This is a genomic window from Ruegeria sp. YTSC106 (genome assembly GCF_059609765.1).
Genome location: NZ_JBXWMI010000030.1, coordinates 1 through 20,599, shown reverse-complemented (window position 1 = coordinate 20,599; position 20,599 = coordinate 1). Strand labels below are relative to the sequence as shown.

The following is a 20,599-nucleotide window of genomic DNA, read 5'->3' as shown; positions in this document are numbered from 1 at the left end:
CAAAACCGTTGGCTCGTAAAGCATAGAAAACAAATAATAAGAACCTCGATCAATGGTTGGGAAAAGTAACGAGCTTTTTTTGCGTTCCAACTATTTCGAGGATTGGCCAGTTAATCGGTATCCTCGAAGTCGATATGAATATGATTTCCATCAGGATCGGCCACATGGATTTGGATCATGCGGGGCCCTGGGACTTCGGTTTTGCGATACTGGATCTGACGTGATGCCAGTTTTTCTTCAAATGGTCTCAATCTCAGTCATGCGCTGCCATAAAGTCCACGCTCATGCCATCCGTCGCAAAAAGGCTTCAGCCGTCGTGACATGCTTATTTTTGACCTCTGGCGACATGCGCCCAGCCGTACGGCACATCATCGCCCAACGGGGATTGCCAGCAAGTCTATCGGTGTGTTTCAGGATAAAGCGCCAATAAAGCCCGTCCCATATGTCGGACCAAGGCCCTTTGCCCCAATGGCTCATTTTGCGAACATAGTTTGAACCGGAAAAGTACGGTTTGGTGGTGATTAACCCGCCATCGGCATGCTGGCTCATCGCGTAGGCATTTGGTACCATCACCCAATCATAGCTGTCGACGAACATTTCCAAGAACCACCGATAGACATGGTCCGGATCAAGCTCACACAGAAACATGAATCCGCCCAGTACCATAAGGCGTTCAATGTGATGGCAATACCCGGTTTTGAGCACCCTTTTGATCGTGTCGTCCAGCGGATCAATACCAGTGGTTCCGTTATAGAAAGAGCGGGGCATCGGGCGGTGATGGCCCCAATGATTTGTCGTGCGCATCGGCAAACCAAGGCTCTCATAACTCGCGCGCATAAACTCGCGCCAGCCAATGATCTGGCGGATGAAACCTTCTACCGAATTCAGGGGAATGCCCTTGCGACTCGCATGCGCCAAGGTAGCGTCCAAAACTTGTTTCGGCGTTAACAATCCAATGTTCAAAGCAGGCGTGAGAACGCCATGCCATAGCCAGTTTTCGCCCTCAACAATGGCATCTTCATAGTCGCCAAAACGTTCGAACCGCCGCTCCAGAAACTGCGCCAGCCAGTCGGACGCAGCTTTGTGTGACGTTGGATAATACAACGTTTCCAGGCTGCCTAATGCATCTGGAAAGTCAGCAATAACGCTCGCTTTTGCGGCTTCATCAACTGCGTCATGGTCCGGCCAGTCGATCCACGGAAGGTTGCCCAACAACGCCTTGGGTACTTTTTTGCGGTTTTCTTCGTCAAAGCTCCATTGTCCTCCGGTCGGTTGCCCGCTGTCCATCAACACATTCAAGCGGCGGCGTTGGCTTTTGTAGAACTCAGCCATGAGCCAACGTTTTCGACCGGCAAACCAATCCAGATTGTCGGCCCGAGTGTTCAAAAAGCCAGGCGATGGCTGGATATCGAGTGTGATATCGGTTTTGCCAGCCGCCGCCCGTAAACGCCTTTCTGCAATGAAGTCTACTGGATCAGCCATGATTATTTGGCTGACACCGCGATCACACAGACTCTGAAACAGTCGCAGACATGCGCCCGGCTGCCGCTCAAAGGGCCATATCGCGGCATCAATGCCCTTGGCAACCAAGCCATCGCGATAGCGCGCCATAGAGGCGCGGTGCAGCCAAAGCTTTTGCTTGTGCATCGTTGCGGGGTAATAGGCATCGCCAAAGAACAGAGGGTCTTCGAAAAGCACAACAGTATCTGGCCGGGCGGCCAGACCCGGGTGTTGGGCAAACAATTGGTTGGGGAGCAGAAGGGCGGCAGAGAACACGGGCTATGGCCTTTTTTGGGTGGCTAGGTTCATTTCGCCTAAGAACGATGGGATCTTCTTTCGAAGGCCGAAGAATCCGGCCCTTGCATGAGGCCATGTCATAGCGTCGTACGGCCGCATTACCCTGTTCAACGATAGGCCTGCGTCTCTCAATAAAGGTTCCGCACGATCCATCCTTGACCGGGAGGGACCGACAGGCGCATAGGCTGTTGCAATGGTCGTGACACCCGCATTCCGTGCTGCATCGATCAGCGGACCACTCCAGTCGTCAGCTGGTTTCGCGATTTTTCCGTGGTGTTCTAGAGCGCTGCTCATCGCGTCGGTGGCAAAATCCTGTACGACGTGCCCAATCGGGTTTGGGGACCGACCATGCGTCGCCAAAAGTCCAATCGCGGCAGCAGGAGATGTCGGCATTATGCAGTCACCTGACAGATCATCCTCCGTCAACAGTAACAGATAAGGGCTGTCTGTGGGCATGTGAGGGCTTGAAAGGGGAATGAGCGGGTGATCTATCGGCTCGGTCAGCGGTTCTGCAGATTTGGCCAGGCCTCTCGGTTGAAACCGTCCTTCGGTATATCTGTCAATATTGTCAGCGCGCGCGAGGTAGTTTTTGCCTTTTGTGTGCAATCCGCCAACCCACCGCCAGCTCAGCGTGTTTGACGCGGGATCGCCGTCCAACAAGTGTCGTAAAAAGAAATCCGCGCCAAGCTGCCAAGGTATGCGGAGTGTAAAAATCCAAATTGAAGCAAACCACATGCGCGCATGATTATGAAGGTAGCCAGTCGCCACCAGTTCCCGCGCCCAATGATCGAAACAGTCGATGCCGGTATTGCCGTTTACTGCATCGTTGAAGCGCGTCTCCAGGCCCTGATCATTTGCTAGTCGCTTACAAAAACTCAACAAGTCCCGCTGATACAGTGCCCAAACGCTGGGCCTTTGTTCCAGCCAGCCCTTGAAGTAAGTGCGCCAAAACACTTCTTGCACGAACTTTTCGGCCGCGTTGGAATTATGTGACGCTAAGACCCTTGTCAGTACCTCTTTCTCCGTTATCAACCGGTGGCGCAGCCAAGGTGACAAACCCGATACATTGCTGCGTCGCCCGGTCCCAAAATCGTAGTTCCGCGTACTTGTATAATGCCGACCAGTGCGGCCCACGAACTGCTTCAGCCTTTCCAGACCATTGGTGCGTGTAGGTTTGAAACTGATCGACTCTTTCGCTTCAGGAAGTTCTGGAAATTTCTCGGTCATGCGGCAGACCTGCATTTTTTCGAGCAGTATTTCACTTCATCCCAAACGTTTTCCCATTTCTTGCGCCAGGTGAAAGGGCGCCGACAGACCGGGCAGTTTTTTTGGGGTAAATCGGCTTTTTTCCGCATTTTCATCACTGGTCCCCCAAAGGCAGGTCGAGTTGCTTTTGATCTTGAGGCGCCCGCGCGACTTCGCGAGCATTCCGCGTGGTCTTTCGGCTAGCGTGTTTTGTCGCGATGGCTCGTGCTTCGGTGCGAAACTCCGCACTTCGGCGGACGCCCCAAACCCGCTCGCGCGCGGCCTTGGCTGCCGCGAGATGGTCAAAAACACGCTCTGGATAAAGCTTTCCAAGAAATTGTTTCGCGTTTTGAGCCCTCCAAGGTTCGTGGATATGCTGATCTGCGACTTGGGACAATTCCGGCACCCATGTCCGTATGAACACCCCTTTTGGATCCTGTTCATAGCCCTGCTTAACCGGATTATAGATGCGCACAGTATTGATGCCGGTGGTGCCTGATTGCATCTGAACCTGGTTCCAGTGAATGCCCGGCTCATAGTCGGTAAACATGCGCGCCAAATGCGCACCCGGAGCCCGCCAATCCAGCCAGAGATGATAACTCGCCGTGGCCATCACCATTGCGCGCATCCGAAAGTTGAGCCACCCCGTTGCTTGCAAGGACCGCATGCATGCGTCCAGAAAAGGATATCCCGTTTCGCCTTTGGACCATGCGGCAAGTAGTTCGGCATCTGGGGCATTCGGTCGAAGACCGTTGTAAAGTCGATGCAGATTTTCAAACTCAATCCGGGGTTCATCCTCAAGTTTCTGAATAAAATGGCAATGCCAATGCAATCGGCCCGAGAACGAGCGAATTGATTTGCGCCAGTCCTTTGCGTGGGGCGGCAATCTGCGTCGCTGCTTTTCAGTAGCTTGCGCAACCTCGCGCATCGAAAGCGCACCCCAAGCCAGGTAGGGCGATAGCCGCGAACACGCAACGGCTCCCTCCAAGGGGCTGGACATTTCGCGTTGGTACCTTTTGCCACGGTGGGTCAGAAAGCTGTTCAGCCGTTCCAAACCCGCATTTCGTCCACCAGATTGACGACCAACGCACAGATCATCCCGCAAGCCAAGGTCGCGCGCCGTGGGAATATACCCTGGTTCTATGTCGATATGCTCTAACGCAACTGGTGAAGAAACGGGCCGAGCCATAAACCTATCCCAACGCTCCGCCCAGCCGTTGCGAGACTTGAGCCTGCGAAAAACGCCGTGGTTTTGCACTTCGTGCCACAGCACACCGTAATCCCTGCACCATGCAGCGACCTGACGGTCCCGCTGATACGTCCAACTATTTCCTGTTTCCTCGTGTGACCAAAGCACGTCAATTAGACCACGATCTTTCAACTCGGAAAGGACCGACACAATTTGCCCGGTGCGCACAACAAGTGGCTGGCCCAGTTTCCCAAGGTCTTTTCTTAACCCAGCGATTGTCTCTGCAACAAAGTCCCACTGCCGTGTTGACGCGTCGAGTTGGTGCCAAAGTTCCGGTTCAACCACATAGAGCGGCAGAACTGGCCCTACCTCAGACGCTTGCGCTATTGCCGGATGATCATATACCCGTAAATCCCGTTTGAACCAAACGACCTGCACGATACCTCCGTTTTTCAAGTGTAATACGTATGGCCACAAAAAATGGATCTTTGTTCCAGTCTCCTCCGCATTTCGCTGGCGACGTGGCTTTTGCAAAGGCGTCATTTGCCCTCGACACTTGAAGGTCGGAAGTTGGCGCGAACTCACTGATGAGCGCTTGGCCAGGAGTATGAGACCTAGGCGAAGGTGACATTGTTTAGTGACGGCGCCGCGCCCTAAAACACCAAACAAACAACTGGGTTAGCACAACTGAATTTTGTTCGAATTTCTGATTTCCAAGTAAACGATAACGAGACAACCTCGACGATCTGTACGTCACCAAGCTCTGTCGGCGGGGATGGCGGCGAGCTCCAGAACATCCACCCCGAAAGAACTGAAATGGGAGAAAGCTATATCCAAGCGGAACCATCTTGTTCGCGCGTCCAAAGCGGTAAGCTAGGCTCATGCAGTTTTTAGCTTCTTCGATCATGCGCTACGGAAATCACTGAACTTGTTTGATTGTCCTAGTCGATCTCCAGTGACGGTAACTTTTCAGTACTCTTCGGCAAACAGCGAGATAACTACAAGCCTCGGGCCTCATTTAACATATTTGCCTGTGCGCCTGCAATTCGGGCGAAGCTACGTTTAAGTTTGACTGGCAGCATCCCAAGTTGCGGCTTCATAACGCATCTGTATGCAGCTGCTGCACCCTCGTTTCTTCGGTTTTTGCGCTAGCTCTTGCAAACGTACAGGCGAAACCCAAGAGGCGAAGTCAAACAAAATGTTCAAAACAGACAACGCTGAAGTTGCGCTCACATCTGATGACGCCGATCAATCCTTTACTACGGTGTACTACGACGGATCTTGCCCGCTTTGCTCCGTTGAGATCGGGCATTATGCTTCTTGCAAGGGCGCTGAGCGCCTGCGGTTTGTCGACGTCTCAAAATCCAATGCTCGTATTGGTGAAAATCTAACGCGGCAAGAAGCAATGGATCGATTCACTGTGCGTCGACCAGATGGAGAACTTGCATCCGGTGCGCGCGGGTTCACGGAACTCTGGGGTACTTTACCCAAATGGCGTTGGCTGGCACGTGTGGCAGGCTTACCGGGGGTAACGCCTCTGCTAGAGCTTGCATACCGGGTTTTCCTGCCCCTAAGGCCGACGCTTTCGAGGATCGCTTCTTGGTTCGGAGCGAAGCCGGTTGACAGGACGGGTTCGTCGACATGATCAACCTAGACGATGGTCATTTCTAAAGGCTTGATTGGCTCGTTAAAGGAGTTCTCGAACCCGCATTTGGCAACATTCGCGCCGTACTCGCGCTTCGTCTTGGGTTGGTCACGCGTATCAGTGACGCAGGTTTGTTGTTTTTCGGCTTGTTGGTTTTGAGTTAATTGTGATCGTTCAGATGACATACTTTTCAAGCAGCGTCTTCAAAGGCAGCGAAGCACTCAATCGAGTGGCCAACAAGAACATCCCCCCAATCTTTCGCTGAAGGTAAAGAATGTCCATTGGCATTTGGGGTGGGGCATACCCGGCCGCAGCCAGGGCCATACCTTCTTTGTTCAGGTGGTTGGAGAGCTTTCGGTCAGTAAAATCAAATTCATTCGCGGATAGGATTGCGGCGAAAACACTGCGGATCATTCCCAGGATCTGGTCGTCGAACGGGCCATCACCTTCAACAAGCTTCAATTGGATGGCGGCGTTACGAAGTGCTGCGTCATTTTCAAGTAAGCCTGCACGCAGCAGGTGCACATACCCGTCCATTGCAGATGATTGCAGTGTTCGGGTTGCGCCAAAATCCAAAAGACTAATCTTCCCATTTGACGCGTCGTATCGGTAGTTGGCAAAGTTCGGATCGCTTTGCATGATACCGAACTCGAAAATCTCGCGCAGCGTGAGCTTGACCAAGGCCTCGGAAACTCGATTGCGTTCCTCACTGGGTGCATCTCTCACCGTTTCGATGGAGCGACCTTCCAGAAAGGACATCGTTAGAACTTCTTTCGTGCTCCAATCTGGATAGAACTCTGGGATTTCGAACGCTTCATCGCCCTGCAATAGGTCAGCAAAACAGCGCAGGTATTGCCCCTCGCGTTCATAGTCCGTTTCTTCATGTAATTGACTGCGCGCCTCTTGGATATACGGAGCCATATCAAAGCTTTTGGGAAGCAGACCTGACATACGAACCAGAGTGGTAACATTGGCCAAATCGCTGTCGATACTGCGCGCGATACCGGGATATTGCACTTTGATCGCCACATCGCGCCCGTCTCTAATAGTTGCACGATGTACTTGCCCAATGCTCGCTGCCGCTATGGGCCTTACATCGAAGGATTGGAAGGACTTTCGCCAATCTGAACCCCAGGCTTGGTTCAGGACGTCACGCAATTGTTTCGGAGGCATGAAATGCGCCTGATCTCGCAGACGCGCCATGATGTCTGCCAGTTCAGCCGGTAAGACCTCACCTGCATCCATCGAAATCAACTGACCCACCTTCATCGCGGCCCCTCGCATGCGAGCAAGCCGATCCGCGATCCGTGTCGCGTTACCCGGTGTCATCAACAAACCACGCATATCGGGTCGCGCACCGCGACCGATCTCTCGCAGGGCGCGTACTGCCACGTTCCCCGCAATGCCTGCCGTCATGCTGCTCAAACCGGCAACTCGGACCAAACGGCTTGTAGGAACAGCCAAAGGGGTAGGCGAGGATTTAGGGTCGGGCATCAATTCTCACCAAAACTCGGTTCCAGGAGAGCCTTTGATGCGACCCTTTAAGTTCTCGGTGGCCCAGCCTCCATAGAAGTTCCCGGGTTGCGGGATCACACGGTGCTCACCAACAAAACAAGCGTCCATAAGTCCGGGGTAAAAGGCGAGATAGCCCTTAATCTGTTCAAATCTGGTGGTTGGTGCACCATAACTCCACGCAGCTTTCTTAGCCGCGGCCGCCCCGCTCTGAACGTTCCAGTAGCTCGCAACACCCTTCCACTCGCAGTACGATTTACCCGAGGCCTTTGTCAGAACGGCATCAATTGTATGCGATGGGACGTAATAAGTTGGGGCGTGGTGAGTTTCTAGAACCTGAAACGCCTGATCGGTTTCCACGATTGTTTCACCGCCGAACTCTACTCTTACAGTATGGGGCACCGCCCGCAGCGCAGGTGGCCGCGGATAGTCTTGAACGTCTTCAGTTGTCAAAGCTGTCATTGCGGACTCGAAATGTGTATTCGGCTGTTCTTTCTGTGAGGTAGCGCGCCGACAGCGTTATTCTAGCGAGATAGCTTTCAACGCATGGCAGGTGAACTTGCACCAAAATTGGGCTTAGTGTCAGCGTGGAACGGGCAGCGTTATTTGACCGACTTTGCAGCCTGAACCGCCGAAATGAGTGTCCTAAGTCTACCAGTTCGCCAACAGTTCGCCCATGCGCTTAAGGCCAAGGTCGAGGTTGGCAATAGCACCTCCTCCGACACCTAGTCGGATGTGGTTCTGCATCCCGTAAGACGAGCCCGGCAAAAGAAATGTCCGATAGGGATCGGCGAGCAAGCGTTTGGCAAAAACATCACCATCAATCCCGTCGAGCCGTGCCAATCCAATCAATCCAGCCTGAGGTTTGACCCAATCCAGGCAGGGCTGATCGGCAACATACCGATCAAGGCGTTCCAGCGTCTTAATCCCTGCTGCCCGCGCAGTTTTCAAAGCCTGATTATATCGGTCAGGCCTCAAGGCGATTTCGGCGATGACTTCGCCGAGAATATTCATAATTTCGCTAGAGTTTTCCCGCAGGATGATGGCATCCCACATCAAATCAGAATCACGGCAAACCATCCACCCAGTGCGTAGTCCTTGCAGCCCCAGTGCCTTGGAAACGCTGCCCGTCGTGATACCCCTAGGATACAAACCGGCTATCGAAGGGGCGCGAGACCCGTCCCACTCCAATCCAGCGTAAACCTCGTCAACAACCAGCCATGCACCTACGCGATCTGCAATTTGGACAAGCCTTTCCAGCTCTGTTTGGGTCATCAGGCGCCCGGTGGGATTATTGGGGTTGGTTACAAAGATCAGTCGAGTGCGTTCTGTTACTGCGGTCTCAACTTTGTCGAGCGGCAATAACCAACCAGCACTCTCTTCTCGGTCGACAACTTTGAGCGTCGCGCCGACTGCCTCTGCCAATACTCCCACTTGTGGCCAGCCCGGGCGTTCCGTTACGACTTCGTCGCCCGGTTGGACCAATTGCATGAATGCAAGATAATTGGCTTCTGCTGCGCCGGCGGTGATCAGGACGTCGTCTGGCTTGCAAACATCAGACAAGCCGGCGCGGTCCAAAACATGTCGTCGTAAAGCAGGCAGACCCCGAAAACTCTTTTGGTTCCAATCCAACGGCAGCGCTGGATCCAGCGCATCCATGAACTCACCCAAACGCGGCGACTCGGACAAGGAAAACCCAACGAAAGCTTCTGGATCCGTTTCCGTGGTATCCAGTAGGTACTGAAAGAGTGTGTGTATCTTGACTTTCATGCTCTACTCAAAACCTATGTAGTCAATCAGGGAGATAGTCTGTGCAAGCAGAGGGATTTGTCAAAGGGCGACCGATTGACCTTGCGGTTTTGGACTACGGGCTGTTCAAGGTCCATTCCACTGGCCGCATCATAGGTATCTGCGGGTTTCTGATCCGGACAGATTTGGGAGAATCAATACTCATCGATACTGGGTTTCCTGAAAAATATGCCACCGATACCGACGCCGCGGTCAAAGAAGATCGATTGTATGAGTTCGGCGACGTCTTGAAGTGTGAACCAGACAATCTTCCAAGCGCACAACTGGCAAAACTCGGGCTTATTCCGTCAGACATTACACTACAGATTTGTACGCACACCCATATCGACCATATCGGGGCACTGGGCGACTTTCCAAGCAGTCCAATTCTTATCTCTGCTGCGGAGCGAGCCTTACCCCGCCCGTTGTACTGGGGCGATATGCGGCCTTTGGAGTGGCCCAACCAGGATTATCTCTTAGTTGAAGGCGACGTAGAGATTGGGCCGGGTATCTTAGTTTTGGCGGCGCCAGGCCATGCGCCAGGCCAGATCGCCGTGATGGTCCATCTTCCGTCGGGGGCGATTCTATTAACCAGTGATGCGATTTCCCGACCAGCAGAAATCGACGAGAAGTTTGCCGGGTCTTGGGACGAAGATGCAGCGATTGCCAGCGCAGAAAGGTTGATGCGCCTTGCATCCGAGCGAGACGCCTTTGTAATCTATGGGCATTGTCCAAGCCAGTGGCCTGTTCTGAAGAAAGCACCAGAAGTCTACAGCTGATCCCACCCCGTGGACCATTTTCCCGAAAAATGATGTAGCACCCGAGAGTTATCTGACGTCGCGCCCTTGGTTCAGAATAATCACATTCCCACTGGAAACATCACCGGCCGGCGAAATGAGAAAACCGACCCAAGAGGCGATTTGCTCAGGCAGCATCGCGCGACCATGTGGCATGGCACTGACGGCTTTCTCCAAGACTTCCTCAGTTAAGACATTGAACAAAGGTGTTTCAGTCATGGCAGGTGCCAGCGAATTCACACAGATTTTTTCCTGTGCGTATCGACGGGCGAGGTCTTTCGTAAGGGTATCCATCGCCGCTTTTGACGCCCTGTAATGCGGAGGGTCAAACACATCGAAATTATAAGCACCGTTCGATGAGATATTTACAATCTTTTTGATGCCTTCGCGTTCCAACATCAATTGGACCGCCTGCTGGCAACAATGGAACGCAGAGTTAAAGTTGATTGCCATCTGCTTTTCGAGTTCCTCGGGCGGAATATTCGGGAAGTCAGACATAAAGCAGGTGCCAGCGTTGTTTACCAAAGCATCCAGACCACCATTCTCTTCCTTAATGCCATCAAACGCATGAGCGATTGCAATAGGATCCGTTAGGTCAAGGCAGATAGGCGTGAAATCCGAACCTAACTCAGTTGCCATTTCACCTAGGCCCTCCTCGTTAAGGTCCAGTCCAACAACTTGGAACCCATCTGCCCACAGTTGGCGACAGATGGCCCGCCCCATCCCTCCCGCGGCGCCAGTCACAACCGCTGTTTTCATAGCAACTCCTCCCACCTTGACATGATTTTCGGATACTTCGATTTAAAGAAGGAAACTCACAACCCTTTTATCTGAAAGCCGCGAAAGTCAATTCTGCTTGAATTCAGTACGCGTCCGTTTTGGGCTCAAGCTAGACTTTGCAAAGTCCGCTTTCTGCGTATTGCTGTAATTGGGGCATAGCGCAGCATCGGCCAAAGTGGACTCCGAAGTAGACATTCGCGGCACTCGGTTTGAACGACTGCTATGCGGACTATGCAGCCGTTTGCTCAGATTGGCCTAATCTCTGCTCTCTTCAAAAATCGCACGGTATGAGGTTGCGTGTCTGTGTCTTGAACAACCGTTACGATTTCAGCCATTGCTGATACTGGAATGGGCGATGTGTCCTGTAACGACCGTACCAAGCCAATTGGTCCTCGAAATTTAGCCAGGCTCTCCTCGGGGATGCCCGGTTGGCGAAAAGAGGCTTGTCACAGGCCGAAGAAGTGGTGGCTTTGCAAGCGCCGCCCCTTTGCAATGATGTCTGGCGCGTGCTGTGCCTGGATGAGATCGCTAGGCGATTGCGTCTTCATTGACCACATCAGCGAAGGATTTGAAGAATTTGGCCGCAAGTTTCTTGGCAGTACTTTGGATCAGCCGGCTGCCCAGTTGAGCCAGCTTTCCGCCGATATCGGCCTTTGCCTGATACCGCAGGATCGTCGTGTCGGACCCGTCGGCTGTGAGCGTGACATCTGCGCCGCCCTTGGCATGCCCAGCGGCACCGCCATTGCCCTGGCCGGTCAGCGAAAAGGCATCCGGCGCGCCTGCGGTGTCGAGTTGGACGTCACCGCTGAACCTGGCCTTCACCGGCCCGACCTTGAGGACGACCTTTGCCTCCAGTTCAGTATCCGAGTGTTTGATCAACTCTTCGCAGCCCGGAATGCATTGCTTTAGAACCTCGGGGTCGTTGAGCGCGGCATAGACCTGCTCTTTGGGTGCGTTGATGATGATTTCGTCTGCCAGTTCCATGGGATGTCCTTTTAGCAACAGGGAAATTTGATGGTGGCCAGATGGCTGGCTTGCTCAGGTGTAAGTGCTGTCTTTCGGCGCAGTCGGGCTGCGATTTCTCGAACGAATTTCATGTGATCTGCTCCAGCGTGCCCGCCAGAAAGGCGGCATAGGCCTCGGGGGTATCCACATCCATGTAAAAGCCGGGAGAGGCCAATGGGTGAAACTGGACATGTTCGGGATGGGTTCGGGTGAACTTCTTGCAGCCCGGTGATCTGGGGTTTGCCAGAAGCCGGGCACGCAAGTTTGCAGGCACCACGATCGGGTTGCCGCGCTTCTGATCGACCGCCGGAATGGAGATACGTGCGCTGTCAGTCGCCACGTGTGCGGCCAGCAATGACCGGATGTCAGCGACGTTCAGAAGCGGCTGGTCGCCCAATCCGATTAATACCGTATCGTCATCACGCGCCGCACGAAGCCCGCAGGCGACCGATGTGGGCTGACCGTCACCGTAAGCCGGGTTGAAAACCGTCTTGGCGCCACTGCCTGCAAGGGCTGTTTTGATCTCATTCGCCTGATGTCCCGTGACCACCAGCACAGGCCCCGCCGTGGCAGCGCCATAGACATCGACCATATGGCGGATCATTGGAACATCGCCATGGGGCAGAAGCAGCTTGTTCCGCGCGCCCATGCGGCGCGAAAGCCCTGCGGCCAGTATGATCGCAGTGACATCACGCATCGGCCTGCTTCACCGCCGCGCGCCGATCCTGAACAAGTTGCGCCAGTATGGACAGGGCTATTTCCTCAGGCGTGACCGCGCCAAGGTTAAGACCCGCCGGGGCCTTTACCCCGTCGATGGCAGCTTGTTCAAAACCGTCAGCGCCTAGTTTTTCTGCAAGCGAAGTGTATTTTCTGCGGCTGCCCACGAAGGCCACATAGGTCGGTTGCGCGTTGAGCGCGGCCTTCAGGGCGTCAAGATCACCCTGCCCTTGCGTGGCAACAACCACAAAGCACTGCTGATGTGGTTTGCCTTGCACCGGGGTCGAAGACACAGACCAGTGAAACTGCGGGGCAAGCGCACTCAGCGCCTGTGCTACCGGTGATGCTCCCATGACAACGAGTTGCGGTGACGGCAGGCAAGGTTCGATGAAGATGTCGACCGTGCCACGAGAGGGGCACCCATTGCGTGCAAATCGTGTGCCGTCTACTTCATCGCCGGCTGCAACGCCTTTTTCCGCCAGCAAATCCTCGGGTGCGACAGACACAAGCTGTGGCGTGCCGTCCTGCAACGCCTGCAGCGCCGCGCGTTTGACGGCACCTCGGGTGCAACCGCCGCCGAGCCAGCCTTGCAGGATCGTCCCATCGGCGCTGAGCAGCGCCTTGGCCCCCGGTTTGGCGGCGGTGGAACCAGCGGTGCGCACGATGGTGGCAAAGGCAAAGGGTTCGTCCTTGTCGCGCAACTCCTGAGCGGCCTCGGCCAGGTCTGATGAAAGAATTTCGGCCGGGGTCATAGGCGTGCCAACTCCTGTTCCAGCGCGGCCAGATCAACCAGCGTGTTGGCCGCTTTGAAGACATCCAGATAGGGAAGTGCCGCCGCCATGCCCTCGGCCACGGGTGCGTAGTCTGCCCAGCCTTTCAGCGGGTTGAGCCAGATCACCTTGCAGCCGCGTTTGCGCAGTTTTTCCAATGCGGTTGCGATCATGTCAGGTGCCTCAGTGTCGTAGCCATCCGACAGGATCAGCACGACGCTACGACCATCGACAAAGCGTTTGGCATAGGTGTCGGCAAAACGCATAAGCGATGGGCCGATCCTTGATCCGCCGCCGAACCCGTCGGCCATCAGTGACATCCGGCCAATCGCGCGCATCGCGTCCTTGTCACGCAGCGCCTCGGTGATGCGCACAAGGCGGGTGTGGAACAAATAGGCGTCGGCGGCTGTATCAGCCCGCATCAGTCCAGCGAGGAACGCCAGAAAAACTTTGGCATAGACGGACATGGACCCGGAGACATCGCACAGCGCCACGATCTTGCGGGTGCGGTCCGGGCGTTTCTTGCGCCACAGGTGCAGAGGCTCTCCGCCAGTGGCCAGGCTGTGGCGAATGATCTTGCGAAAATGCAACCGATCGCCTTTGCGCGCGGCAATGCGGCGGCGGGATCGCGTGTCACGCAAGGCAGCCCCAAGGCGGCGTGCGACGTCTTCGGCCTCGGCAATCTCTTCCGGGCGGACAAGGTCGCGCAGGTCACGCCGGTTGAGGTTGCGTTGTGCGGTGGCGATCAGCTTGCCGGTCCCGTCGCTGTCGGACGCCCCGCCTGTGTCGTCCGGGGCCGTGGAGGTTCCTGATGCGCCCGCGTCTTCGCCCTTGGCATCGCGTGAGGAATGCACGTCATCGCTGACCGGGGACGACGGGGTGGGAACGACCTTCTGCCGCACGCGGCCCATGTCCATCCAGTAGCTGTCGAAAAGGTCGTCGAACCTTTCATACTCTTCCTTGCAGCCCGTGCAGACAGCGCGCAAGGCACGGCGGCTGTCGTCGGGGCGGATGGCGTCCACCTCGTCCAGCGCCTTCAGGGCAAGGTCCGCTTCGGCCACGCCAAGCCGCAAACCGTTGTCGCGCAAATGAGCGATGAAGCCCGCGATCCGCGCGGCAGGGCCGGGATCGCGGCCAGCAAATTTCGTCACCCGGCTCATGCGGCCTTGCCAGCGATACGCCCGGCCACCTCTTGCGTGATCTGGGCCTGATCGCTTTGGGTTTTCAGCAACGTTGTCAGCGTCGATTGAAGGACCGCGGGGTTTTCGGTCAGATCAGCGATGCCAAGACCCATCAACGCCGCGGCGAAATCCAGCATTTCGGCCACGCCAGGGGTTTTCTCCAGTTCTTCTTGGCGCAGCTTTTGCACAAATCCGACGATCTGCTCGCCCAGCCGAATCTCGACGTCGGGGCAGCGGGCCTTGAGAATGGCCAGTTCGGTCGCACGGTCCGGGTATTCCACGAAGGTATAAAGGCAGCGGCGACGCAGGGCGTCAGACAGGTCGCGGGTGCCGTTCGACGTCAGGATCACGACCGGGCGGCTTGTCGCCGTGATCGTGCCCAGCTCGGGGATCGACACTTGATAGTCCGAGAGGATTTCCAGCAGGTAGGCTTCGAACTCCTCGTCCGCCCGGTCAATCTCGTCGATCAAAAGGACCGGGGGCGTTTCCTGGGTAATGGCCGCCAGCAAGGGGCGTTCCAGCAGAAAATCACTGGAAAAGATGCGGTCTTCTAATGCCTTGCCTGTTTCGCCAGCCTCGGAGGCCGCCCGGATGGTCAGCAGCTGCCGCTGGTAGTTCCATTCGTAAATCGCCTGCGCCGCGTCCAGTCCTTCATAGCACTGCAGCCGGATCAGGCGCGTATCCATCACCGTAGACAACGTGCGCGCGATTTCGGTCTTGCCGACACCTGCCGCCCCTTCCAGCAATAGCGGACGGCCCAGCGACAAAGCCAGTTGCAGCGCAACGGTCAGATCGTCCGAGGCCACATAGCCTTCGCCAGCCAGCGCGGTTTTCAAGTCAGTCCAGGTCATTCGTGTCTCCGTAGGGCGAAGATCACCCCGCCCTACCAAAGGGATCAATCGTGCAGGCCAAGCTCGTTGGCCGTGCGCCAAATCCGCCAGTGATCATGCGGCATATTGGTATGCCGGTTGCCGAAGGGGCGGAACGCGTCCTGCACCGCGTTCGAGAAACAGGGCACGCCGCCCACGTGCGGGCTCTCGCCCACACCCTTTGCGCCGATCGGGTGATGCGGGCTGGGTGTGACGGTGTAGTCGGTTTCGTAGTTCGGCACTTCCCATGCCGTTGGCAGGAAGAAGTCCATCAGCGTGCCGGTCTTGACGTTGCCCATGTCGTCATAGGCAATCTCTTGCCCCAGAGCGACGGCGAGGGCTTCGGTCAAACCACCATGCACCTGGCCTTCGATGATCATCGGATTGATCCGCGTGCCGCAATCGTCCAGCGCATAGAAGCGGCGAATTTCCGTCACACCCGTGTCGACGTCGATGTCCATCACACAGACATAGGCTCCGAACGGATAGGTCATGTTGGGCGGGTCGTAATAGCTGACGGCCTCAAGCCCCGGCTCGATCCCCGGAATGGCCTGGTTGTAGGCTGCAAAGGCGATTTCCTTCATCGTCTTGAACTTTTCAGGCGCGCCTTTCACGACAAACCGATCAACGTCGAATTCCACGTCATTGTCGTGAACCTCAAGCAGGTACGCCGCGATCATCTGCGCCTTGGCGCGGATCTTGCGGCCGGCCATGGCCGTGGCTGCGCCCGCCACAGGGGTAGAGCGCGACCCGTATGTGCCGAGGCCATAGGGTGCTGTATCGGTGTCGCCTTCCTCGATGGTGATGCTGTCGGCAGGCAAGCCAATTTCCGAGGCAAGGATTTGCGCGAAGGTTGTCGCGTGGCCTTGCCCCTGGCTGATCGTTCCCAGGCGAGCAATCGCCGACCCGGTCGGATGGATGCGGATTTCGCAGCTGTCGAACATACCAAGCCCAAGGATATCACAGTTCTTTACCGGGCCGGCGCCGACAATCTCAGTAAAAAAGCTCAGGCCAATGCCCATCAGCTTGCGCGTCTTGCCAGCTTTGAAGTCCTCGACCCGCTGGGCCTGTTCGGACCGCAGCCCTTCGTAATCGACTGTCTTGAGCGCCTTATCCCATGCGGTGTGATAATCGCCGCTGTCGTACTCCCAACCAAGGGCGGCGGTGTAGGGGAACTGCTCCTTCTTGATGAAGTTGATCCGGCGCAGCTCCGCTGCGTCCATGTTCAACTCTATGGCCAGAACCTCGATCATGCGTTCGATGAAGTAGACCGCCTCGGTCACCCGGAACGAGCAGCGATAGCTGACGCCGCCCGGGGCTTTATTAGTGTAGACGCCATCGACCTCTAGATAGGCGGTCGGGATGTCGTAGGAGCCGGTGCAGATGTTCATGAAGCCCGCCGGGAACTTCGTGGGATCGGCGCAGGCATCAAAGCCGCCGTGGTCGGCTGTCACATGGCAATGCAGCCCGGTGATTTTGCCGTCCTTGGTGGCAGAGATCTTGCCGGTCATATGATAGTCGCGGGCAAAGGCGGTGGTCATCAGATTGTCCATCCGGTCTTCGATCCACTTTACGGGCTTGCCCGTGACGATCGACGCTACGACCGAGCAGACATAGCCCGGGTACGCGCCGACCTTGTTGCCAAAGCCGCCGCCAATATCGGGGCTGATCACGCGGATGTTGTGCTCTTCAATGCCCGAGATCAGCGACACGACCGTCCGGATCGCGTGCGGCGCCTGGAACGTGCCCCACAGCGTCAGCTTGCCGTTAACCTTGTCCATCGACGCCACGCAGCCGCAGGTTTCCAGCGGGCACGGGTGGGTGCGATGGTAATACATGCTTTCAGTCGCAACGACCTCGGCGTTGGCGATGACCTCGTCCGTTGTGCCCTTGTCGCCCGCGTCCCATGTAAAAATGTGGTTGGGATGTTTGCGGGGTCCGTGTGCGCCATCGGGAATTGACCCGTCTTCGCCAACAAGATCTTCGCGCAGCACCACATCCGATTGCAAAGACTCGAACGGGTTGACGATGACAGGCAGTTCTTCGTAGTCAACCTCGACCGCCTCGATCCCGTCAGCGGCGGCATAGCGGTCTTCGGCGACGACATAGGCGACTTCCTGGCCCTGAAATAGCACCTTGCCATCGGCCAGTACCATCTGCTTGTCGCCCGCCAGCGTCGGCATCCAGTGCAGCCCCAGCGGCTCCAGATCCGCCGCTGTCAGCACGGCCAGAACGCCGGGCACCTCAAGTGCGGCAGCGGTATCGATGCTCTTGATCCGTGCATGGGCGTAGGGAGAGCGGACAAAGTCGCCAAACAGCATGCCATCCAGCTTGATGTCATCGACATAGTTGCCCTTGCCTTGGGTAAAGCGCGCATCCTCGACCCGCTTGCGCGAGCAGCCCATGCCTTTGAGATTGTCGACACGTTCTTCGCGGGAAATATCGTCCTTCATTCTGCGGCCTCCTTGGCTGCATTCATTTCGGCTGCGGCGGCCTGAATGGATTTCACAATGTTCTGATAACCCGTGCAGCGGCAGATATTGCCGGCCATACCAAAGCGGATTTCTTCTTCGGTCGGGTTGGGAATTTTTTCCAGCAGCTTGGTCGCCCGGGTGATCATCCCCGGCGTGCAATAGCCACACTGCAATCCGTGGTGTTCTTTGAACGCCTCTTGCAGCGGGTGAAGGTTTTCAGGTCCGCCGAGACCTTCGATAGTTGTCACCTCGGCGCCATCGGCTTGCGCCACGAACATGGTGCAGGATTTCACCGACTTACCGTTGATTGTGACCGTGCACGCCCCGCAGTGGGATGTTTCGCAGCCAATGTGCGGCCCGGTGATATTCAGCCGTTCGCGCAGCGTATAGATCAGCAGTTCGCGCGGTTCGGCCAGGAACTCCTCGTCCTTGCCGTTCACGTTCATTTTGATGTGCATTTTCTTGGACATGGTGTGTTCCTCTTACGCCCGCGACCAGGCGCGCTCGATGGCGCGGCGCAGGATGACGCCCGCCACATGATTCTTGAATGCGACGGGGCCGCGGTTGTCTTCGGTTGGGTCGATATCGCCCAGCATCGCAGCCACTGCCGCGTCCAGTGCGGCGGCATCGACAGGTGTTCCCACCAGCGCGGCGCCCGCATCCTCGGAATAAACCGGCGTGTCGCTTAGGTTCGTCATAGCGATGGCGGCGCTGACGCACGTTCCGCCGTCCTTGACGATCTGCACAGCGGCGGCGGCCGTCGCGTAGTCGCCGATCTTGCGCTTTTGCTTTTCGTAGGCGTAGCCGCCAGCTGGCGTGGGGATGGTCACGGCGGTCAGCACCTCATCATCCTCGCGCGCGGTCATGTAAGCGGCCTCGTAAAACTCCCGCGCGAGAATATCACGCTCGCCATCCGGACCGACCAAGGTGAACACCGCATCAAGGCATTGCATCAGACCCGGCATGTCATTGCCCGGATCGCCATTGGCGACGTTGCCACCGACGGTGCCCATGTAGCGGACTTGAGGATCAGCGATCTGCAAGGCAGCCTCGCGCAGGATGGGGGCGGCATCCGCGAGGCCGGCATGGTCTATGATTTCGGCCTGCGTGACCATCGCGCCGATCCGAACGCCGTCGGCACCTAGTTCGATATCCGACATACCTCCGACATCTTGAAGGTCGATCAGGTGTGGGACTTCCGCCATGCGAAGTTTCATCATCGGAATCAGACTGTGCCCGCCTGCCATGACGCGCGCGTCATCTCCGTATTCTTCAAGTACAGCCAGAACGCCAGCCATATCCTGAGGACGGTGATATTCAAATGCCGCTGGAATCATCGGCTCTCCTCCTTAAAGCGAATGCTCAGTGTCGGAGGAAGTTTGCATGCGACAGCAAGCCACATCACCAGAAAATCAGTGAAACACAGGTCTTTTGCACGAAATGCGCGTGCTCACGCACCAATTGCGCCGCCCTACGACGCAAGCACGTCTTGAACAACCTTCAGTTTGGAACGGCTAACGGGTGCGGGCGGCAGATCACCCCTGTCGAAAAGGCAGCGCCCTTTGTCCTTGGTTCTTTCAAACCGCGAGACACGGGCAGGGTTGACCAAGTAGCTGCGATGCGTCTGCAGGAACCCCAGCGGCAAGAGGCGTTTGGAAGCCACGGTGATCGGCCAGACACAGAACAGCCGTTCGTCCTCGGTATAGATCTGCGTGTAGTGCCCATCGGCACGTACGAAAACAACGTCTCTTGCCCTGACAAAGACTTTGTTGCCGTCTGCTTCGCAAGGGATCTGCAGATCCGCCTTCAGTTCCGGCTCGAGCTTCGCTCGCTGGTGTTGCTCTTGTGATCCGGGCGTGACCAGATACGTCACGCTCACCCAGAGGCACGCACCGAAGATCACAAAGCTGAAGAAGATCACACCAAGTGCCAAAGTTTCATTGCTCATGGTGGGGCCGAATTCAGTAGCGGTGGACGCTTGCACAAAATTGGTTTCCGCAATCGCCAGAAAATGAGCCGAGCAAACTGCAATCGCAAAACAAATCGTCCCAAGCACGATGTTGCGGTTCGTGCGCTTTCCGTAGGCGATCCAGAAGGCAAGAATGCATAGCCCGATGGCCACGATGGAAGAAAAGACGACACCCGACGTCGTATAGACCGCGCGGCACAACTCCAGACCGGCCATGCCGATATAGTGCATGACCAGAATGCCGGTCCCGACAACGCAGCCGGAAAGCGAAATGATGAGCGGTGTGCGGTCAGCGAAATGCAACAGGATCAAGGCCGCGCCAACAAGAAGGATCGCTGACAGAGCCGACACCAGCGTGATCGCCGCATCGTAGTAGAACAATATCGGCAGCTTCAAACCCAGCATGGCCACGAAGTGCATCGCCCAGATGCCGCCCCCCAAGGCGACGGCCGCAAGCGCGATCGACGCCTTTTTTTGAAACATCGGTTTTTCTGACAGATCGCGGGTCAGCGAAAGACCTGTGAACCCCGCGACAAGTGCCACGACGCAGGACATTGCGATCAGGAAGCTGCTATGGTCGACGGTCAGAAACTCCATGCTGAAGAGGATGGCCAAGACTCAAGCGATTTGCAATCAGTGCCGTTCGCACGGCCTCCATCGCTTGCCTTGGAGTGCGGTCAGCGACAGCCGTAACTCTAAATGACTGAAGGCTCTGCGGCTGATACGCTAGAGCTGCAGAAACCCAAATGCAATTGTCCGATAGAAGACATTCAAGTACTTTGCTGCATCCGTCACTAATGGGATGTACCGGCTGCTTCACCCAGCAGTTTAGGCTTTGCCTATATCTGCAAACAGGAGAAG

At 56.1% G+C, this 20,599-nt stretch carries 19 protein-coding genes; 2 read left to right on the top strand and 17 right to left on the bottom strand.

Annotation, left to right across the window (positions count from 1 at the left end):
* Positions 1-282: 282 nt before the first annotated feature.
* From AC2FEB_RS22595 to AC2FEB_RS22580, 4 genes are read right to left on the bottom strand one after another with little or no spacing between them, the layout of a single operon-like run.
* Positions 283-1,776: a cryptochrome/photolyase family protein gene (locus AC2FEB_RS22595; RefSeq protein WP_496677457.1), complete on the bottom strand. Its 1,494-nt coding sequence runs from the start codon at positions 1,774-1,776 to the stop codon at positions 283-285.
* Positions 1,777-1,779: 3 nt separating this feature from the next.
* The gene (locus AC2FEB_RS22590) at positions 1,780-3,024 is read right to left on the bottom strand and encodes an FAD-binding domain-containing protein (protein ID WP_496677460.1); all 1,245 of its coding nucleotides are present in this window, start codon (positions 3,022-3,024) and stop codon (positions 1,780-1,782) included.
* Positions 3,021-3,152, bottom strand: coding sequence for a DUF2256 domain-containing protein (locus AC2FEB_RS22585; RefSeq protein ID WP_496684432.1), 132 nt, complete (start codon positions 3,150-3,152; stop codon positions 3,021-3,023). Before AC2FEB_RS22585 ends, AC2FEB_RS22590 begins: the two co-directional genes overlap by 4 nt.
* A gap of 5 nt (positions 3,153-3,157) precedes the next feature.
* Positions 3,158-4,669 carry an FAD-binding domain-containing protein gene (locus AC2FEB_RS22580; protein WP_496677463.1) on the bottom strand — a complete coding sequence of 504 codons (1,512 nt, stop codon included), beginning with the start codon at positions 4,667-4,669 and terminating at the stop codon, positions 3,158-3,160.
* Between the two features lie 673 nt (positions 4,670-5,342).
* On the opposite strand from AC2FEB_RS22580, the gene AC2FEB_RS22575 reads away from it, so the two are divergent.
* The gene (locus AC2FEB_RS22575) at positions 5,343-5,876 is read left to right on the top strand and encodes a thiol-disulfide oxidoreductase DCC family protein (RefSeq protein ID WP_496853318.1); all 534 of its coding nucleotides are present in this window, start codon (positions 5,343-5,345) and stop codon (positions 5,874-5,876) included.
* A 174-nt stretch (positions 5,877-6,050) separates the two neighbouring features.
* Here AC2FEB_RS22575 and AC2FEB_RS22570 read toward each other — a convergent pair whose 3' ends face one another.
* The 3 genes from AC2FEB_RS22570 to AC2FEB_RS22560 form a co-directional block, all read right to left on the bottom strand.
* The gene (locus tag AC2FEB_RS22570) at positions 6,051-7,292 is read right to left on the bottom strand and encodes an ABC1 kinase family protein (protein ID WP_496677469.1); all 1,242 of its coding nucleotides are present in this window, start codon (positions 7,290-7,292) and stop codon (positions 6,051-6,053) included.
* A gap of 84 nt (positions 7,293-7,376) precedes the next feature.
* Complete coding sequence (locus AC2FEB_RS22565; RefSeq protein ID WP_496677471.1) at positions 7,377-7,850, bottom strand: DUF427 domain-containing protein; 474 nt, start codon at positions 7,848-7,850, stop codon at positions 7,377-7,379.
* A gap of 189 nt (positions 7,851-8,039) precedes the next feature.
* The gene (locus AC2FEB_RS22560; protein WP_254683749.1) at positions 8,040-9,047 is read right to left on the bottom strand and encodes a pyridoxal phosphate-dependent aminotransferase; all 1,008 of its coding nucleotides are present in this window, start codon (positions 9,045-9,047) and stop codon (positions 8,040-8,042) included.
* A 152-nt stretch (positions 9,048-9,199) separates the two neighbouring features.
* On the opposite strand from AC2FEB_RS22560, the gene AC2FEB_RS22555 reads away from it, so the two are divergent.
* Positions 9,200-9,955, top strand: a complete 756-nt coding sequence (locus AC2FEB_RS22555) for an N-acyl homoserine lactonase family protein (RefSeq protein ID WP_496677473.1) — start codon at positions 9,200-9,202, stop codon at positions 9,953-9,955.
* A 48-nt stretch (positions 9,956-10,003) separates the two neighbouring features.
* On the opposite strand, the gene AC2FEB_RS22550 is transcribed toward AC2FEB_RS22555, so the two are convergent.
* The 10 genes from AC2FEB_RS22550 to AC2FEB_RS22505 all read right to left on the bottom strand — a co-directional run bounded on the left by AC2FEB_RS22550 (position 10,004) and on the right by AC2FEB_RS22505 (position 20,335).
* A complete protein-coding gene (locus AC2FEB_RS22550; protein WP_299899713.1) occupies positions 10,004-10,732 on the bottom strand; it encodes an SDR family NAD(P)-dependent oxidoreductase in 729 nt (242 codons plus the stop codon).
* Positions 10,733-11,281: 549 nt separating this feature from the next.
* Positions 11,282-11,737: an SRPBCC family protein gene (locus tag AC2FEB_RS22545; RefSeq protein ID WP_496677482.1), complete on the bottom strand. Its 456-nt coding sequence runs from the start codon at positions 11,735-11,737 to the stop codon at positions 11,282-11,284.
* Between the two features lie 109 nt (positions 11,738-11,846).
* Positions 11,847-12,455: a nucleotidyltransferase family protein gene (locus tag AC2FEB_RS22540; RefSeq protein WP_496677484.1), complete on the bottom strand. Its 609-nt coding sequence runs from the start codon at positions 12,453-12,455 to the stop codon at positions 11,847-11,849.
* A complete protein-coding gene (locus tag AC2FEB_RS22535) occupies positions 12,448-13,227 on the bottom strand; it encodes an XdhC family protein (protein ID WP_496677487.1) in 780 nt (259 codons plus the stop codon). The genes AC2FEB_RS22540 and AC2FEB_RS22535 overlap by 8 nt, the downstream gene beginning before the upstream one ends.
* Positions 13,224-14,405 carry a vWA domain-containing protein gene (locus tag AC2FEB_RS22530; RefSeq protein WP_496677489.1) on the bottom strand — a complete coding sequence of 394 codons (1,182 nt, stop codon included), beginning with the start codon at positions 14,403-14,405 and terminating at the stop codon, positions 13,224-13,226. Before AC2FEB_RS22530 ends, AC2FEB_RS22535 begins: the two co-directional genes overlap by 4 nt.
* A complete protein-coding gene (locus AC2FEB_RS22525; RefSeq protein WP_496677491.1) occupies positions 14,402-15,277 on the bottom strand; it encodes an AAA family ATPase in 876 nt (291 codons plus the stop codon). Before AC2FEB_RS22525 ends, AC2FEB_RS22530 begins: the two co-directional genes overlap by 4 nt.
* A 44-nt stretch (positions 15,278-15,321) precedes the next feature.
* Positions 15,322-17,748, bottom strand: coding sequence for an aerobic carbon-monoxide dehydrogenase large subunit (locus AC2FEB_RS22520; protein WP_117871577.1), 2,427 nt, complete (start codon positions 17,746-17,748; stop codon positions 15,322-15,324).
* The gene (locus AC2FEB_RS22515; RefSeq protein ID WP_496884392.1) at positions 17,745-18,239 is read right to left on the bottom strand and encodes a (2Fe-2S)-binding protein; all 495 of its coding nucleotides are present in this window, start codon (positions 18,237-18,239) and stop codon (positions 17,745-17,747) included. The genes AC2FEB_RS22520 and AC2FEB_RS22515 overlap by 4 nt, the downstream gene beginning before the upstream one ends.
* Positions 18,240-18,251: 12 nt before the next feature.
* Complete coding sequence (locus tag AC2FEB_RS22510; RefSeq protein WP_299899701.1) at positions 18,252-19,106, bottom strand: FAD binding domain-containing protein; 855 nt, start codon at positions 19,104-19,106, stop codon at positions 18,252-18,254.
* 134 nt (positions 19,107-19,240) lie between these two features.
* On the bottom strand, positions 19,241-20,335 hold the full coding sequence (locus AC2FEB_RS22505) for an MHYT domain-containing protein (RefSeq protein WP_299899699.1): 1,095 nt from the start codon (positions 20,333-20,335) through the stop codon (positions 19,241-19,243).
* Positions 20,336-20,599 lie beyond the last annotated feature (264 nt).